The 15,736-nt window shown below is 35.9% G+C and carries 19 protein-coding genes; 15 read left to right on the top strand and 4 right to left on the bottom strand.

Going from position 1 to position 15,736, the window contains the following annotated elements; all coding sequences use genetic code 11:
- Nucleotides 1–5 precede the first annotated feature (5 nt).
- From CVO_RS03170 to CVO_RS03125, 10 genes are all read left to right on the top strand, one after another.
- A complete protein-coding gene (locus CVO_RS03170; protein ID WP_159569953.1) occupies nucleotides 6–953 on the top strand; it encodes a transporter in 948 nt (315 codons plus the stop codon).
- Between the two features lie 85 nt (nucleotides 954–1,038).
- Nucleotides 1,039–2,022 carry an ABC transporter substrate-binding protein gene (locus CVO_RS03165; RefSeq protein ID WP_159569951.1) on the top strand — a complete coding sequence of 328 codons (984 nt, stop codon included), beginning with the start codon at nucleotides 1,039–1,041 and terminating at the stop codon, nucleotides 2,020–2,022.
- Between the two features lie 2 nt (nucleotides 2,023–2,024).
- Nucleotides 2,025–2,807 carry an ABC transporter permease gene (locus CVO_RS03160; protein WP_152299604.1) on the top strand — a complete coding sequence of 261 codons (783 nt, stop codon included), beginning with the start codon at nucleotides 2,025–2,027 and terminating at the stop codon, nucleotides 2,805–2,807.
- A complete protein-coding gene (locus CVO_RS03155) occupies nucleotides 2,795–3,532 on the top strand; it encodes an ABC transporter ATP-binding protein (protein WP_159569949.1) in 738 nt (245 codons plus the stop codon). Before CVO_RS03160 ends, CVO_RS03155 begins: the two co-directional genes overlap by 13 nt.
- Nucleotides 3,532–4,782 carry an NnrS family protein gene (locus CVO_RS03150; RefSeq protein WP_152299606.1) on the top strand — a complete coding sequence of 417 codons (1,251 nt, stop codon included), beginning with the start codon at nucleotides 3,532–3,534 and terminating at the stop codon, nucleotides 4,780–4,782. The genes CVO_RS03155 and CVO_RS03150 overlap by 1 nt, the downstream gene beginning before the upstream one ends.
- A 97-nt stretch (nucleotides 4,783–4,879) precedes the next feature.
- Nucleotides 4,880–5,161 (top strand): DUF1104 domain-containing protein, encoded by a 282-nt coding sequence (locus tag CVO_RS03145; RefSeq protein WP_152299607.1) that lies wholly within the window; start codon nucleotides 4,880–4,882, stop codon nucleotides 5,159–5,161.
- A complete protein-coding gene (locus tag CVO_RS03140; RefSeq protein WP_159569947.1) occupies nucleotides 5,158–5,424 on the top strand; it encodes a hypothetical protein in 267 nt (88 codons plus the stop codon). Before CVO_RS03145 ends, CVO_RS03140 begins: the two co-directional genes overlap by 4 nt.
- A gap of 17 nt (nucleotides 5,425–5,441) precedes the next feature.
- Complete coding sequence (locus CVO_RS03135) at nucleotides 5,442–6,098, top strand: response regulator transcription factor (RefSeq protein WP_152299609.1); 657 nt, start codon at nucleotides 5,442–5,444, stop codon at nucleotides 6,096–6,098.
- Nucleotides 6,079–7,239, top strand: coding sequence for a sensor histidine kinase (locus tag CVO_RS03130; protein WP_159569945.1), 1,161 nt, complete (start codon nucleotides 6,079–6,081; stop codon nucleotides 7,237–7,239). Before CVO_RS03135 ends, CVO_RS03130 begins: the two co-directional genes overlap by 20 nt.
- On the top strand, nucleotides 7,233–7,559 hold the full coding sequence (locus CVO_RS03125) for a hypothetical protein (RefSeq protein WP_152299611.1): 327 nt from the start codon (nucleotides 7,233–7,235) through the stop codon (nucleotides 7,557–7,559). Before CVO_RS03130 ends, CVO_RS03125 begins: the two co-directional genes overlap by 7 nt.
- Here the strand turns inward: CVO_RS03125 and CVO_RS03120 are convergent.
- The 4 genes from CVO_RS03120 to CVO_RS03105 all read right to left on the bottom strand — a co-directional run bounded on the left by CVO_RS03120 (nucleotide 7,556) and on the right by CVO_RS03105 (nucleotide 11,286).
- The gene (locus CVO_RS03120; protein WP_152299612.1) at nucleotides 7,556–8,833 is read right to left on the bottom strand and encodes an MATE family efflux transporter; all 1,278 of its coding nucleotides are present in this window, start codon (nucleotides 8,831–8,833) and stop codon (nucleotides 7,556–7,558) included. The two genes, CVO_RS03125 and CVO_RS03120, sit on opposite strands and share 4 nt — an antisense overlap.
- 35 nt (nucleotides 8,834–8,868) lie before the next feature.
- On the bottom strand, nucleotides 8,869–9,150 hold the full coding sequence (locus CVO_RS03115) for a hypothetical protein (RefSeq protein WP_241691002.1): 282 nt from the start codon (nucleotides 9,148–9,150) through the stop codon (nucleotides 8,869–8,871).
- Nucleotides 9,151–9,212: 62 nt separating this feature from the next.
- Nucleotides 9,213–10,076: a DUF808 domain-containing protein gene (locus tag CVO_RS03110; RefSeq protein ID WP_159569943.1), complete on the bottom strand. Its 864-nt coding sequence runs from the start codon at nucleotides 10,074–10,076 to the stop codon at nucleotides 9,213–9,215.
- 4 nt (nucleotides 10,077–10,080) lie between these two features.
- Entirely contained in the window at nucleotides 10,081–11,286 is a 1,206-nt protein-coding gene (locus CVO_RS03105) for an MFS transporter (protein ID WP_159569941.1), read from the bottom strand.
- 148 nt (nucleotides 11,287–11,434) lie between these two features.
- On the opposite strand from CVO_RS03105, the gene CVO_RS03100 reads away from it, so the two are divergent.
- The 5 genes from CVO_RS03100 to hslU are packed head-to-tail and all read left to right on the top strand — an operon-like array spanning nucleotide 11,435 to nucleotide 15,729.
- A complete protein-coding gene (locus CVO_RS03100) occupies nucleotides 11,435–12,649 on the top strand; it encodes an argininosuccinate synthase (RefSeq protein ID WP_152299615.1) in 1,215 nt (404 codons plus the stop codon).
- Nucleotides 12,650–12,666: 17 nt separating this feature from the next.
- The gene (locus tag CVO_RS03095) at nucleotides 12,667–13,404 is read left to right on the top strand and encodes a ferredoxin-thioredoxin reductase catalytic domain-containing protein (RefSeq protein WP_159569939.1); all 738 of its coding nucleotides are present in this window, start codon (nucleotides 12,667–12,669) and stop codon (nucleotides 13,402–13,404) included.
- Nucleotides 13,405–13,412: 8 nt separating this feature from the next.
- Nucleotides 13,413–13,859 carry a 50S ribosomal protein L9 gene (gene rplI / locus CVO_RS03090; protein WP_159569937.1) on the top strand — a complete coding sequence of 149 codons (447 nt, stop codon included), beginning with the start codon at nucleotides 13,413–13,415 and terminating at the stop codon, nucleotides 13,857–13,859.
- The gene (hslV, locus tag CVO_RS03085) at nucleotides 13,859–14,404 is read left to right on the top strand and encodes an ATP-dependent protease subunit HslV (protein ID WP_159569936.1); all 546 of its coding nucleotides are present in this window, start codon (nucleotides 13,859–13,861) and stop codon (nucleotides 14,402–14,404) included. The genes rplI and hslV overlap by 1 nt, the downstream gene beginning before the upstream one ends.
- On the top strand, nucleotides 14,401–15,729 hold the full coding sequence (gene hslU / locus CVO_RS03080) for an ATP-dependent protease ATPase subunit HslU (RefSeq protein ID WP_159569934.1): 1,329 nt from the start codon (nucleotides 14,401–14,403) through the stop codon (nucleotides 15,727–15,729). The genes hslV and hslU overlap by 4 nt, the downstream gene beginning before the upstream one ends.
- Nucleotides 15,730–15,736: the final 7 nt, after the last annotated feature.

Raw genomic sequence — 15,736 nt, 5'->3', positions numbered from 1 at the left:
ACACAATGAAAAAAATATTTATAAAATCTCTTCTTTTGGTTCCGTTTATTTTAAGTGCAGATGTTATACCTGCTATTAACTCAAATGGCGGTGGATTAGTTTTACCTGAGGGAAAATTAAAAATGGGGATAAAACATATTAACTTTGAGAGAACTAGCATGTTTGATGGTACAAATGAAGTTCAAAACAGAGAAAAACTAGATGCTACTGCCAATATAACTATTGTCGGTTTACACTATGGATTAAACAAGAAAACAACAATCAGTCTAATTGTTCCATATAAAAACATAAAAGCAAAAGCCAGCTTAGGAGCAAGTGATGTTGCTATTGACAACAGAGGGTTAGGCGATATAATCTTAGCCGCGCGTCATGTTCTTTTGCCTATAAACGAATATGGATATCAACTATCTATTGATGGCGGACTTAAGATTCCAACAGGAGCAACAAACGGCTCGTTTGTTAAAGCACCAGCTGTTGCAAATGGTGTAAACACACCTATGCCTACACAAATGGGCACCGGAGAGTTCGAATACAAAATTGGACTCGGTATTACAAAAATAATAGATGAAAACTGGGAGTTTGATGCACATACAATGTATACATATCGACCAAAAGCAGATAATGATTATGATTATGGAGATGAGATATGTGTAAATCTCTCAACAACAAAAGCTGTAACAAAGCAGATAAATGTCGGAATTGAGTACAATTTCACCTATAATACCAAAACTGATATGGGTGATGACACAAACGCGCCGCTTAGATCTATGCTTCCTTTTAAAGCATTTAGCGGAAATGCGGGTTATATAACACCGCAAATCGAGTTTATCCCTTTTGGCAAACCAAAAATTCATCTAGGAGCAGGAATCTCGTTTTTAACACACTATAATCTAAGAGAGTATCAACCTCTTGAAAAAAAGAGATTTATTGTTAGAATGGGATATTTATTTTAATCTTGATTAAAATCAATGATAATTAATATCAAAATTGTTATTATATTATCAGTATAAATTTAAAAAAAACAAGGAAAACATAAATATGAAAAATATTATTTATAGCCTTTTTACACTGTTACTGTTTTCAACTATTCTAAGTGCTGAAGCAAAACTAAAAAAGATAGTGATATCTGGTCCGTTTGCTTCATCTTCACATCCTATTTTACATATGATTGAAACAAATGCTCTAAGTGATATAGCTGAAGAGGTAGAGTTTAAAATTTGGAAAAATCCGGATGAACTTCGCGCTATGACAATCAGAGGCAATGTTGATTTTGTGGCTGTTCCAACAAACACTGCAGCAATTTTATACAACAAAGGCGTAGACATAAAACTTATAAATGTCTCTGTTTGGGGAATTTTAGGAATGATTAGTCGTGATGATTCACTAAAAACCCTTAAAGATTTTAAAGGTAAAAAAATAGCAGTTCCATTTCGCGCAGATATGCCTGATATCGTCTTTAAACAACTTCTAAAAAAAGAGGGTTTAGATCCGCAAAAGGATTTTGATCTTGTATATGTAGCTAATCCTATGGATGCTATGCAGATGCTTATTATGAGAAGAATAGATCATGCACTTTTAGCCGAGCCTGCCATCTCTATTGCACTTCGTAAAACCAAATCTTTTCCTGTTAGTCTTGTAGCACCTGATCTTTTTAGAAGTGTTGATCTTCAAAAAGAGTGGGGAAATATTTTTGACACAAACGGTGATATTCCCGAAGCTGGAATTGCAGTTATGGGGCATATAAAAGATGATCATGTTATCAAAAGATTTCAAGAAGAGTATGAAAAGTCCATTGAGTGGTACAAAACAAACCCCGAAAAAGCAGCTGCTCTTGTTGTAAAAACATTTGATATGCTCCAAGAAGATGGTGTAAAAGACTCTATATCACATGTTAGACTTAAAAGCATAAATGCAGCTCAAGCAAAAAAAGATTTAGAATTTTTCTTTAATGTTTTAAAAGAAGAAGATCCAAAAAGCATAGGCGGCAAACTCCCAGATGATACCTTTTACTATGGATTTTAAATATGAAATTTGCACTTAAAATTATAAAAGACTTTCCTGCATATTTATGGAGCGGATGGGGAGCTATCGCTTCCATACTTCTTTTTATTGCGCTTTGGGATGTTGGCAATCAAATGTATGGTAATTTAGTTCTTCCTTCACCTCTAGAGACTTTTAAAACATTAAATGCAATGCTGCATGATGAGAGCGTTATTAATGAGATAAATACTACACTTTATCGCGCTTCCATCGGTTTTGGTATTTCACTTATATTTGGAACTGCTCTTGGTCTATTGGCAGGATTTTTTGCTACAGCTTCTATGATGAGTCGACCTATTGTAACCATTTTTGTAGGTATGCCTCCGATTGCATGGATCGTTCTTGCAATGATTTGGTTTGGTATGGGTGATGAAACCGTTATATTTACAGTTATCGTTGCTTCTTTTCCTATAGTTTTTGTCGGAGCGCTTCAAGGAACACGCACACTTGACGGAGATCTTAAAGAGATGGCTGAGAGCTTTCATTTTCCTTGGCACATGCGCTTTTTCGATGTCTATTTTCCGCATATTTTTTCATATGTTTTTCCTGCTTGGGTCAGCGGTCTTGGTATGGCATGGAAAATAGTTGTAATGGCAGAGCTTCTTGCTACAAGCAACGGCATCGGAGCTTCTCTGGCTGTTGCAAGAAGCCAGCTAGACACACCTACAGCACTTTCTATAGTGGTTATTATGATAGGTTCTCTTATGTTTATAGAGTATATTGTTTTAGAGCCGATTAAAAGAGAGGTTGAGTTATGGAGAGATTAGAGGTTAAAAAATTAAATCACCATTTTGGTTTTACGGAAATTTTAAGAGATATTAACTTTACTCTAAATAAAGGTGAGGTTCTCTCTATCGTTGGTCCTAGCGGCGGTGGAAAAACAACGCTTCTGCACCTTTGCGCAAATCTGCTTGATGTTGAGGATGGAAGCGTTACAAATACCTTTGAAAGCAGTGCGTATGCTTTTCAGGAAGCAAGACTGCTCCCATGGAAAAATGTTATAGACAATATCGCTTTAGCACTTATTGCAAAAGGTGAGAAAAAAGATACGGCTATCAAAAAATCACAAGAGATAGCACTTCGATTTGGACTTGATGAAGAGGATTTTGAAAAATTTCCAAAAGATTTAAGCGGAGGAATGAAGCAGAGAGTGAGTTTTGCAAGAGCACTTGTCGTCAAACCATCCCTCCTCTTTTTGGATGAGCCATTTTCTGCTCTTGATATCGGACTCAAAAAAGAGCTACAAAGCGTTTTGATAGATATGATAAGCAAAAAAGAGATAAGCATACTTTTTATCACCCATGACCTTATGGAAGCGATTCGCCTGAGTGATGAAATGCTTCTTCTTAAAGCAGATCCGGGGCATATTGTAAAAAAATTCAAATTTGATTTGATTCAAAATCAAAGAGATGATAAATATGTCTACGGCAAAAGTGCAGAAATACTGCAAGATGAAGAAATTATTGATACATTTGAACTGGAATTAAAGTAATGAGTAATAAAAAAGAACAGACACAAACTTTACATGCTACAAATCACTATCTTTACTATCCTGATGAGAAGGATGTACCTACATATTTAGCATATGGATTTAGACCTGCATTTTTACTTCTTGCTCCTTACCTCGTTATCTCTATGCTTTTGTGGGGACTGATTTGGAGCGGAATTATCAATATTCCGTTTATGGATAATATTTTAATCTGGCATGTTTATGAAATGCTATTTGGTATTTTAACTGCAGGAATATTGGCTTTTTTAACCACAGGGCTGCCTGAACTTTTTCCAGGAATGGTTCCTCTTATAGGCAAAAAACTCAAATATGTTGTGTTTTTATGGTTAGCCGGACGCATAAGCTTTTGGTTTATTGATATAACAGGTGTTTACATAGCCGCTTTTTTTAATCTTGCAATGCTTGGATGGCTGATCTGGTTTGCCAAAGATGCTGTTTTGGATAAACTTCAAAGACATGCATCTTTAGGGTATGCGATGGTAGCTCTTTTTATACTTGAAGCATGGTTTTTTGCGTCAATGGCAGGATTTGCCCAAACTGATGCAATGGATATACTTAAAACTGCTCTTGGCGGACATGTAGTTTTAATACTGCTTGCTATGAGAAGAGTAAATATGGAAGCTGTCAATGAACTTATGGAAGACAAAGGAATTGATGATATTTATATTGCTCGCCCTCCATTGACAAATCTTGCTATTTTTACCGTTATAACATTTACTATAGTAGAATTTTTCTACCCTTACAATTCTGCTTTAGGGTGGCTTGGACTTGCAGCGGGAGCTGCTATTTTGGCAATTACAAGTGATTATAATCTAAAAGACAAATTCATACTAAATCAGCCTTATGTAATTTATCTTAGTTTGGTTTTTATTATGATCGCTGTTGGCTACGCATTTATGGGTTGGGATATTTTAAGCAATAAAGGTGCAAATATAAACCACTTTAGACACTTTATAACAAGCGGTGGTTACGGACTTGCTTATTTGATGGTTATGATAATCATAGGATGGATTCATACAGGAAGACATCTTACTTCAAATATCTATACACACCTTATGGTGTTTTTTATGCTCCTGGCTTCTATTATGAGAGGGTCTATTCCATTTTTTGAGGAGTATGCAAATGAACTTTATCTCTACTCATCGATTATTTGGACTCTGCCTTTTGCAATATACATAAAACTATTTTTTAAATTTTTACTCTCACCTCGTGCGGATGGAATCAAAGGGTAAAAAACTTATCAAATAAATCAACTATTTTAGAGCTTCACAATAATTTCACACTCATTTGATATAGTTTTAAAAGCTAGAAAACAAAGGAGATCTATAAATGAAAAAGATAGCAATATTATCACTGTTGAGTATAAGTTTATGTTTTGCAACCGATTACTCTCTTATGAGTACAGAAGAGCTGCAAAGTATGCGCGGTTCTGTCCCTGCCGAAGATCGTGACGCTTTTAAAGCTGAAATGCAAAGCCGTGTTCAAAACATGAGTCAAGAGGAGAGAGACTCCTTTAAAGAAAATAATTCTCAAAGCGGCACAAAGCAAGGCTCTCAAGATGGATCAGGCAATATGTATAAAGGTTCAAGAGGCGGCGGTAAATACAGATGAGAAGATTATACGCTGCAGGCATTAATTACAATCAAAGCGGCATAAGAGATATTTTAAAAAATCTCTCTACAGAAGATAAAAACAGCATAATAGTGCGGCTTAGTTCTATGAATCAAACAGACAGATCAGCGGTAATCACCCAAATAAAAAAGATTGATCCAGATACTCTAAGCTTGCAAGATTATGTCAATGCGCTTAATAGTATGTTGAACAAATCAAATCTAAATAAAATAAAAATTGAAAACTTTTCAGTTTCTATATAATTAAGATATAATTTTTTATGAAAATTTTATATCTTGAAGATGACATAAATTTATCGCAAACTGTTGAAGAGTTTCTTAAAGATGAGGGTTTTGATGTCGTTTGCGTATATGATGGAGAGGAGGCATTAGAGTCTATTTATACTGCAAGATTTGATCTGTTTCTTTTGGATGTAAGTGTTCCGCAAATCGACGGATTTGAACTTTTAAAAGAGTTAAGGGAGGCAAATATTTTAACTCCTGCAATCTTTATAACCTCGTTAAACAGCATAAAAGATCTCTCTTCAGGCTATGAGTGCGGTGCAGATGACTATGTTAAAAAGCCATTTGCACTAAAAGAACTGCTTCTTAGAATCAATGCTCTGCTAAAAAGAGTATATAAAACACAGGAGCGGCTTATTAAGGTAACAGATGAGATAGATTTTAATATTTACTCAAATGAACTAATAAAAGAGGGTGAAAAAATAGCACTTAATCAAAAAGAGCTGTTACTCTTAAAATTGCTTTTAAGATATAAAAACGAATGTGTTAATTTTGAAAATATATATCAAAATGTTTGGCAGTATAACGAAAGCCACAGCTATATGAGTCTTAGAACCTATATTAAAAATTTGCGAAAACATATAGGAAAAGAACACATACTAAGTATAAAAAACATTGGATACAAACTTGTATAGTGGTGAAAAAAAAAGTATTCTTTATGTTTTGGGACTCTATCTAAGCTCCACACTTCTGCTTATTGCGACTCTTTTTACAAGTTACTATTTCTATGAAAAAGATCAACTTATGCATGATGAAAAAGAAACTTTAAAAAAATATGCACTTAAGATTGAAGATAAGCTCTCCGCTCTTCATGAAGTAAACAATCATGACTATAAATATCCAAGATTTAATAATTTTAAAAGTGCAATTTACGATATTGATAAAAATCTTATCTTTAGCACTTTTGATGATGATATTGAGGAGTTAGAGAATAAGTTTTTTATAAAAGACTCTAAATCTTATCTTATCACATCCCTGTCACCCTACTATATGGGGGCTGCATATATCGTTGTACAAAAAGAGACAAAAAACCTAGATATTTTAAACGCTTTAATTTATCTCGCAATTATTGTTGTTTTGATTACCATAATTACATCCTTTTTTCTTGTAAATTTGGTTTTAAAACCCATAAGAGAAAACATAAAACTTCTTGATAACTTTATAAAAGATACAACACATGAGCTAAATACGCCCATAACAGCAATTTTAACAAATATAGAAACACTTGATTCGACAAATTGTGATGAAAAAACACTTCGAAAATTAGATCGGATAAAGATTGCGTCTATGGGCATCTCAAATATATATCAAGATTTGGTCTATCTGCTTTTAAATCATAAAACATCAACTCAAAATATAGATTTAAATCTCTCTCAAATATTAGTTCAAAGAGTAAATTACTTTGCAAATATGGCAAATATGAAAAAAATAAAGTTTGTTTTGAAGATAAAAGAGGATGTTCATTTTATCGCCGATAAACAAAAAATGGAGCGTTTAATCGACAATATCCTCTCAAATGCAATCAAATACACAAGAAAGTCAACAGCAATAACTGTCACACTTAATGAATCAATGCTAAGTATTGAGGATGAGGGAAAAGGCATGAGCAAGGAAGAGATAGAGAAAATTTTCACAAGATATCTGAGGTTTGACAAATCTCAGGGCGGATTTGGAATAGGATACAGTATTATAAAATCAATTATTGATGAGTATAATATAAAAATAGACATTAAGTCCAAACAGAACAAAGGAACAAAGGTGACTCTGACATGGTAAAAAAAATAGTTTTTTTTCTTCTCTTTTGCACTCTGTTAAACGCTTCCGAATTTGAGCAAAACTGTTTAAGCTGCCATGGGGAAGACTTTAAATTTAATATTATTATGAAAAAATATACTCTTAAATACAGCAGTGAAGAAAGAATCAAAAAAGCTATTTTTGAGTATCTTAAAGATCCCACTTACGATAAATCTATCCTGCCTCTTGAATATCTAAAAAAATTTGGTATAAAAAAGAAGAGTGAGCTTGATGATAAGACGCTAAAAAAAATGATAGATATATATTATAATAAATTTAATCTCTCCTCTAAACTATACTAAACTTTGGTATCAAGCCAGGCTCTCTTTTTGTAAAGATAAACATAAATAAGCCCTTTTAAAAGAGTCTCTATATTCATAATTACAAAAATTGCAATGATTCCATAACCCATTTTATAGGCTATATAAGATGGAATAACCCTAAAAACCCATAAAGAGAAAACATTGACTTTGAGCGTTGTTTTTGTGGCTCCTGCTCCTCTTAGTGCTCCAGAGTAGACAAACATAATAGCAAGAGGAATCTGTGCAAGTCCCACTAATACAAGATAGTAGGAAGCCACTGCAATTGTCGCACTGTCTTTTGTAAAAAAACCAACCAAAAACTCCGGAAAAAGAATGAGAAAAACGCCTACACTTCCCATAAAGACATAAGCGATTCGTCCGCTTATAACTCCCATATTGTAAGCTCGCTCTTTGTCATTTGCTCCTAAATTTTGTCCTACAAGAGCCATTGCAGCTATTGCAAAACCAAAACCGGGCATAAAAGCAATTCCCTCTATTCTAAGTCCTACCTGGTATCCCGCAAGTTCTGCTGTTCCATAAGCGGCGATAATTGCTACAAAAACCAAAAACGACATGCTTGAGATCCCGCGATCAAGTGCTGCACTCCACCCTATATGCCAAACCCTGATAAGATCTTTTACTCTGATAATCGGAACGATATTTAACTTTGAGTGCGGATTTTTTATCAATATGTAATAGGCTGCTACATTAAAACAGTAGGAGATGATTGTTGCATATGCAGCTCCCTCTATTCCCATCGCATCAAAACCATAATGACCAAAGATAAAAACATAATTTAAAAAAGCGTTGATCGCTGTAGAGATAAGTTTGATATAGAGCGAATTTTTCGTATCTCCTGCAGCTGAGAGCGCATTGTAGAGAAGCGTATCTATAAAAATAACCACGATACCCAGTGATATTATCTTAAAATAGAGCGCACCCTGCTCTACGACATCCTCTTTTGCACCCATGAGTACATAGATATATTCGCTTCCCATATAACCGCCGATGGTTACAAAAATAGATAAAACAACGGCAAAAATCGCAAGCGAATACAAAAGCGCCGAAGCTCTTCTTTTTCTTCCCTGCCCGATAAAACGCGATATTAGTGCATTTCCTCCTACAACATATAGAGTCATAAGCACATTTATCACCATCATAAACTGCATACTCATCCCAACAGCGGCAAGTGCAGAAACACTTACCATACCTATCATAAGCATATCTACAAGGATTTGAAGAATATCTACGAGATGTTTGAGTGCTGCGGGAATTGCAATAGAAAATACCTTACGCGTATCGCGAGAAATCAGTTTTGAAATAATTGTGATACCTCTTGCATAACTGACATCAGCTCATCTTTTGTCTCAAACTCCAAAGTCATTCTATCTTTCACCTCTTTATGTACAGGTGTAAAATCAAAAACCAAAACAAAAGATTTTATTTTTACTTTATCGCCGTAGAGCTCCACCCACTCCAGACTCATTTCAGCAATTTCGCCATTTAAATCAACAACAACTGCAGGATAAAGCCGCGTGATCCTGCCAAGATCTATATCACCTATTTTTGACTTATATATCATATTTTTCATACAAAAACTTTTTAACTCTTATTTTTTCGTATATTAGCTAATGATGGTTGATATTTGGCTTTTTAACTGCTTCTTATTTTATTCTTAAGAATGTGAAATATTTTCACAACAAACAAAACAACAACCCCTATAATTAAACCGATAAAAAGATCATTGGCTAAAGCAGGAAGTGATTCTAGATAATAGTGATGAAAAAATTCTACCTTATGAGAAAGTATTCCACCGCCTACCAAAATCATTGCAAAAGTTCCAACAAATGCGAGAGTTTTTATAAGCTTTGGCATAGCGCTTATAAGAAGATTACCGCTTTGAATACGCTTTTTTTCTATTAACCAAAAGCCGATATTGTCCATTCTCACAATCATTGCAACTAATCCGTAAACTCCAAAAGTAGCTATTAACGCCACAATAACGGTTGAGGAGACCTGAACCAAAAACGGTTTGTCGGATACCGCAGCAAGAGCAATAACCACAATCTCTATTGAGAGTATAAAATCCGTAAGCACGGCTGACTTTATCTTCTCCTTTTCTATCTCCAAGATGTTCTCTTCTGTTGAGTTTAAAAGCTCCTCATTTTTAACTTCCTCTTCTTTATGAAACAGATATTCTTCTATTTTCTCAACTCCTTCATAAAGAAGAAAAAGCGCTCCAAAAACAAGAATAATCGTGATTAAAAAAGGGGCAAAAGCGGTTAAAGCAAAGGCTACAGGCAAGATGATGGCCTTGTTTTTCAAAGAGCCTTTTGTAATCGCCCAGATAACTTTTAACTCTCTTGATTGGTCAAACCCCGTAGCTTTTTGTGCATTTACCGCCAAATCATCCCCAAGAATTGCAGCCGTCTTTTGCGTAGCCATTTTACTTGCAACCGCCACATCATCCGCTAGCATCGCAATATCATCTAAAAGTAAAAAAATTCCTGATGCCATCTCTCTATCCTACCTCTTTAATATTTTGAGTACTAAGCACCCATTTAAAATAAATTGCACCGACAACAAATCCAAATCCTATAAGGAGTGTTATAAACTCCAAAGAGAAACCTTTTGTTGCCAAAAAACCTATCATAAAAGATGTAATTGTAGCCGATGTTAAAAACAACATATCGTTATATGCTACGATTCGTCCGTAATATTTCTTCTCTATATTTTTTTGCAAAAGCGTGTATGTATAGGACCACAGAGTTGTGGTAAAAAAACCCACGATGACACTTGCAAAGAGCGACATGTAAAAATCCTTCATAAGATATGCCCAGAGCCAAATTGCAAATGCTTGAAAGATAAAAATATTTACCAACCTTTTGTTGTTTATCCAGTTTCCAAGAATAACGGGCCCAATAACAAGACCGACTGCTCTTGAAGCGTGCAAAAGCCCAAGAGCAAGTGATGTTGCGATGATGGAGGCATAATATTTATCTACCATAAGCGCCACCAACGCATCAAAAGCGGTAAGTCCCACAAAAGAGTGCATCAGCATCAAATGGACGGCGTGTGGATTTCTCTTAAAGTATCTGAAACTATCACGCATCATCTCTTTTAAACTCTCTTTGCTCTTTATAAACTCCACTTCAATGCGGAGCTTGTAAAGCAGGAAAAAAGCAACGACAAACATCATAGCATCAAGGATAAAAGCCACCTTTACACCAAGCCAAAAAACAACAAAACCGCTGATTGCCATGCCCAAAGTGTAAGAGAGCGACCAGATAATAGAGTGAAGCTCGTTTGCTTTTTGAAGCTTCTCTCCTCCGAGCAGTTTTGGCAGAAGCGACATCTCTGTTGTGAAGTAAAAACTAGCCGCCGCCATCTTTAAAAACACAAGAGTATAAAGAAGCCACAGATCAGAGAGTTCATTTACAAAAACCAAAAAAAGAGTAGCAAAAATCTCAACTGCTATCAATATCAGCATAAGCTTTTTTGGTTTCATATTATCAATTATTGAACCTGAAAATGGTGCTTGTATGATTCCAGAGAGAAAATGCAGCATTGCCGTAAACGCTACAACTTCAGGGGAAACCTGCATATGCAAAAGAAGCGTATAGATAGCAACATTGCTAAACCAAGCCCCAAAATAGGCGATAAGCTGTATGGCAGAGAGTCTTCTAAGTGTGGGTTCTGACTTAAGTAATTGGATGTATTGATTCATAAATGCAAGATTATCATAAATTTTTTACTTCTAAACTTAACGCTTCAGTCATATTTGTTTTTTTTATTTTCAATAATTCCACTAACCGTTCTTTAATATTTTTTATAGTAAACTCGCGGTAATTATTTTGCTCACGGGGGTTTTTTAAATGAAAAAAGAAGTTAAAAAAGTAGTCTTAGCATATTCCGGCGGACTTGATACAAGTGTTATTTTAAAATGGTTACAAGATGAATATAATTGTGAGGTTGTTACTTTCACTGCTGATATAGGACAAGGCGAAGAGGTTGAACCTGCACGCGCAAAAGCCCTCTCACTAGGTATTAAACCTGAAAATATTTTCATTGAAGATTTAAGAGAAGAGTTTGTAAAAGATTATGTTTTTCCTATGTTTAGAGCAAATGCTATTTATGAAGGCGAATATCTTTTAGGAACTTCTATTGCAAGACCTCTTATCGCAAAAAGACAAGTAGAGATTGCTCATCTTACGGGAGCTGATGGTGTAAGTCACGGAGCTACTGGAAAAGGAAACGACCAGGTAAGATTTGAAATGGGTTATCTTGGAAAAGACTCCACTTTGACTATTATAGCTCCATGGAGAGAGTGGGATCTGAACTCAAGAGAGAAGCTTTTAGCATACGCTGAAACTCACGGTATAAAAATAGAGAAAAAAGGTAAAAAATCTCCTTACTCTATGGATGCAAATCTGCTTCACATCTCTTATGAAGGCGGTATTTTAGAAGACCCGAATGCAGAGCCAGAAGATAGCATGTGGCTGTGGACGACAAAACCCGAAGATGCTCCCGATACTCCTGAATATATAGAAATCGGCTACAAAAACGGCGACCCTGTTTCGTTGAACGGTGAAGAGTTAAGTCCTGCGACAATGCTTGCAACTTTAAACAAACTAGCTGGCAAACATGGAATCGGTCGTGTAGATATCGTTGAAAACAGATTTGTAGGTATGAAAAGCCGCGGATGCTATGAGACTCCGGGTGGGACTATTATGCTAAAAGCGCACCGTGCTATCGAATCTATCACACTTGACCGTGAAGAAGCGCATCTAAAAGATGAATTAATGCCTAAATATGCGAAACTTATCTATAACGGTTTTTGGTTTGCTCCTGAGCGTGAAATGCTTCAAGCTGCAATTGACAAAACTCAAGAAAATGTAGAGGGAAGCGTAAGACTGAAACTCTACAAAGGAAATATTACGGTTGTAGGACGCTCATCTGAGAGTTCACTCTTTAACCCAGAGTACTGTACATTTGAAGAGGATGCGGTATATGATCAAAAAGATGCTGCCGGATTTATCAAATTAAATGCTCTTCGTTTTATTATTGAGGGCAAAGCAAGAAAAAAATAGATACTCAAGGAAACAGTATGAGCATAATCAAGATAGATATAAACTCAGATGAGTTTCAAACCGAATTAGAAAAAACAGTAAAATTTACTGACAAAGTAATCGAACAGTTCAACTGGGTATATAATCCTCAAGCCGAAGTAAATGAGGGCGTACAGATGGGTCTTGCCAGAAATAAGATGATGTATGGCAAGCGCTTCTGCCCATGCTTTATGGTTGAAGAGGTTGAGGGAAAACCAAAAAGCGTTGATGACAGAATCTGTCCATGCAAACCTGCAATAGAAAAAGAGATGCCTGAGGATGGTGTATGTCACTGTGGAATCTACTGTACACCTGAATATGCTGAGAAAAAAAGAGCAGAGATGGGGATGGAAGAAGCAATTCATACTCACTCACGCGGATTAACAAAAGATGAAGCTCTTACATTGTTAGATCAGAGAGAGTTAGACGGTGATGAGCTGGCATCTCTAATGGAAGCGAGAGAACTTAACATGGTGCAATTTAAGCTTGTAGATGTTCGTGAGCATATGGAGTGGCAGATGGGTCACATAAAAGATGCTGACAAATTGGTTCCTACAAGCAGTTTTTTTGCAGCCCTTGATGATGCAAAATTAAACAAAGATGAAAATATTATTCTTTATTGCCATGTTGGAAGCCGCAGTGCTCACTGTGCAAGAATTTTAACAGATATGGGATATAAAAAAATTGGAAATCTGACTTATGGAATCGTCTCTTACGGCGGCGAAATAGAGAGATAAGGAAAAAAATGAAAGTATTATTGATTAAAGATGTAAAGAGTTTAGGCAAAGCAGGCGAAGTTAAAGAGGTAAAAGATGGCTACGGTCAAAACTTTTTAATAAAAAAAGGGTTTGCAAAACATGCAACTGCTGAAATTTTGACAGAACATGAAGAGAATCAAAAAAGAGCAGCACAAGAGCTGGCAGATGAAATTGCATCTTTAAAAGATTTGGCAAAAAAACTTGACAAACTCGAAATAGTAATTACAAAAAATGTTGGACAAAACGGACATCTTTTTGGCTCTATCACAAAAGATGAAGTTGCACAAGCTTTACTAGAACAGCACAATATAGAAATAGATAAAAAACATATCACGGACAAAGTTGCTATTAAAACAGTCGGCGAACATGACTTAGACCTTAAACTGGGTCACGCTATCCATGCGACGCTGCATGTGGATGTTGTAGGCGAATAATGTTTGATGCCACTACTATACTTGCATACAAAGGCAAGAATAAAGCAGTAATCGGCGGTGATGGTCAAGTCACTTTTGGAAACAGTGTTCTAAAAGGAAATGCAACAAAGATCCGCACGCTTCATAACGGCAAAATATTAGCTGGTTTTGCAGGAAGTACCGCTGATGCTTTTAATCTTTTTGACATGTTTGAAGATTTTTTAGAGGCAAAAAAAGGCGATATCCTAAAATCCGTCGTAGAGTTTTCCAAAGCTTGGAGAAAAGACAAAGTACTTCGCCGTCTTGAAGCTATGATGATTGTTTTAAACAATGAGCATATTTTCATACTAACAGGCAACGGAGATGTTGTCGAGCCCGAAGACGGCGAGATAGCATCCATTGGGAGCGGCGGAAACTTTGCCATATCTGCTGCGCGCGCCCTTAAAAAACATACAGAGATGGATGAAGAAGATTTGGTAAGAGAGAGCCTTAGTATTGCGGCTGATTTATGTATCTACACAAACCATAATATAAAAACTCTTATCTTAGAGGGAGAAGCAAAGTGAATTTGACGCCAAAAGAGATAGTCGACTACCTAGATAAATATGTTATTTCTCAGCACAATGCTAAAAAAACAATTGCTCTAGCGCTTAGAACCAGATACAGAAGAATGCAGCTCTCCCAAGAGCTCCAAAAAGATATAACGCCAAAGAATATCCTTATGATAGGCTCTACGGGTGTCGGTAAAACCGAAATCTCAAGACGCTTGGCAGGCATGATGAAAGTTCCTTTTATCAAAGTAGAAGCGAGTAAATATACCGAAGTCGGCTTTGTGGGACGCGATGTCGAGTCCATGATTCGAGATTTGGTTGTGGCATCTATCTCTATCGTCAAAGCTGAAAAAGAGGAAGAAAACAGAGAAAAAATTGAAAATTATGTTTTAAACAAAATAGTTGAAAAACTTCTCCCCCCTCTTCCATCAGGTGCAAGTGAGAGCAAAAAAGATGACTATCAAAGACTTTTAGAGGCTATGGAGCAAAGAGTTCTCTCAGGTGAGATGGATGATAAAATCATAGAACTTGAAGTTGAAAAAATACATGTTGAATTCAACGACACAAATCTACCTCCGGAGATGGCAAAAGTTCAAGAATCATTCTCTAAAGTATTCTCTCAAATGAATAAAGAGGATAATAAAAAAGAGGTAACGGTTAAAGATGCAAAATCGATACTAAAAAGCGAAGCGAGTGCAAAGCTTATTGATTCTGCAAGCATTAATGCCGAAGCGCTAAAGCGTGCCGAGGACGGCGGAATAATATTTCTCGATGAGATTGACAAAATAGCTGTCAGTGAAAAATCTCAGGGAAGAAACGACCCTAGCAAAGAGGGAGTACAGCGAGACCTGCTTCCAATAGTTGAAGGTAGCAGCGTAAGCACAAAATATGGTGTGATAAATACTGACCATATTCTTTTTATTGCAGCAGGTGCATTTCATCTCTGTAAACCAAGCGATCTTATTCCCGAACTCCAAGGAAGGTTTCCTCTAAGAGTAGAACTTGAATCTTTAACACAAGAAACTCTCTATAAAATTCTTACCCAAACTAAAAATTCACTGCTTCACCAATATGAAGCACTGCTAAGTACAGAGGGGATGAAGCTTGTTTTTGAAGACGAGGCAGTTAGAGCGATAGCAAAGCTGGCTCATCGCACAAACGAAATAACTGAAGATATAGGTGCTAGAAGACTTCATACAGTTCTAGAGAGAGTTCTAGAAGATATAAGTTTTCATGCTGATGAATACAAAGACAAAGAGTTTGTTATCACTGAAAAGTTGGTACATGAAAAACTAGACATTGTTGTCGAAAATGATGACTTGTCGAGATATATCTTATAGGAACAAA

Origin of the sequence: Sulfurimonas sp. CVO (assembly GCF_009883775.1) — a bacterium.
Taxonomy (GTDB): domain Bacteria; phylum Campylobacterota; class Campylobacteria; order Campylobacterales; family Sulfurimonadaceae; genus Sulfurimonas; species Sulfurimonas xiamenensis.
The sequence above is the reverse complement of the archived record's forward strand: the minus strand, read 5'-3'. Positions and strand labels throughout refer to the sequence as shown.

What these genes read in the sequence shown, in the direction of transcription:
- rplI (WP_159569937.1), top strand. Translation starts at nt 13,413, where the DNA reads ATGAAAGTATTATTGATTAAAGATGTAAAGAGTTTAGGCAAAGCAGGC.
- CVO_RS03165 (WP_159569951.1), top strand. Translation starts at nt 1,039, where the DNA reads ATGAAAAATATTATTTATAGCCTTTTTACACTGTTACTGTTTTCAACT.
- CVO_RS03115 (WP_241691002.1), bottom strand. Translation starts at nt 9,150, where the DNA reads ATGAAAAATATGATATATAAGTCAAAAATAGGTGATATAGATCTTGGC.
- CVO_RS03155 (WP_159569949.1), top strand. Translation starts at nt 2,795, where the DNA reads ATGGAGAGATTAGAGGTTAAAAAATTAAATCACCATTTTGGTTTTACG.
- CVO_RS03150 (WP_152299606.1), top strand. Translation starts at nt 3,532, where the DNA reads ATGAGTAATAAAAAAGAACAGACACAAACTTTACATGCTACAAATCAC.
- hslV (WP_159569936.1), top strand. Translation starts at nt 13,859, where the DNA reads ATGTTTGATGCCACTACTATACTTGCATACAAAGGCAAGAATAAAGCA.
- CVO_RS03105 (WP_159569941.1), bottom strand. Translation starts at nt 11,286, where the DNA reads ATGAATCAATACATCCAATTACTTAAGTCAGAACCCACACTTAGAAGA.
- CVO_RS03170 (WP_159569953.1), top strand. Translation starts at nt 6, where the DNA reads ATGAAAAAAATATTTATAAAATCTCTTCTTTTGGTTCCGTTTATTTTA.
- CVO_RS03110 (WP_159569943.1), bottom strand. Translation starts at nt 10,076, where the DNA reads ATGGCATCAGGAATTTTTTTACTTTTAGATGATATTGCGATGCTAGCG.
- CVO_RS03145 (WP_152299607.1), top strand. Translation starts at nt 4,880, where the DNA reads ATGAAAAAGATAGCAATATTATCACTGTTGAGTATAAGTTTATGTTTT.
- CVO_RS03100 (WP_152299615.1), top strand. Translation starts at nt 11,435, where the DNA reads ATGAAAAAAGAAGTTAAAAAAGTAGTCTTAGCATATTCCGGCGGACTT.
- CVO_RS03135 (WP_152299609.1), top strand. Translation starts at nt 5,442, where the DNA reads ATGAAAATTTTATATCTTGAAGATGACATAAATTTATCGCAAACTGTT.
- CVO_RS03125 (WP_152299611.1), top strand. Translation starts at nt 7,233, where the DNA reads ATGGTAAAAAAAATAGTTTTTTTTCTTCTCTTTTGCACTCTGTTAAAC.
- CVO_RS03140 (WP_159569947.1), top strand. Translation starts at nt 5,158, where the DNA reads ATGAGAAGATTATACGCTGCAGGCATTAATTACAATCAAAGCGGCATA.
- CVO_RS03160 (WP_152299604.1), top strand. Translation starts at nt 2,025, where the DNA reads ATGAAATTTGCACTTAAAATTATAAAAGACTTTCCTGCATATTTATGG.
- CVO_RS03095 (WP_159569939.1), top strand. Translation starts at nt 12,667, where the DNA reads ATGAGCATAATCAAGATAGATATAAACTCAGATGAGTTTCAAACCGAA.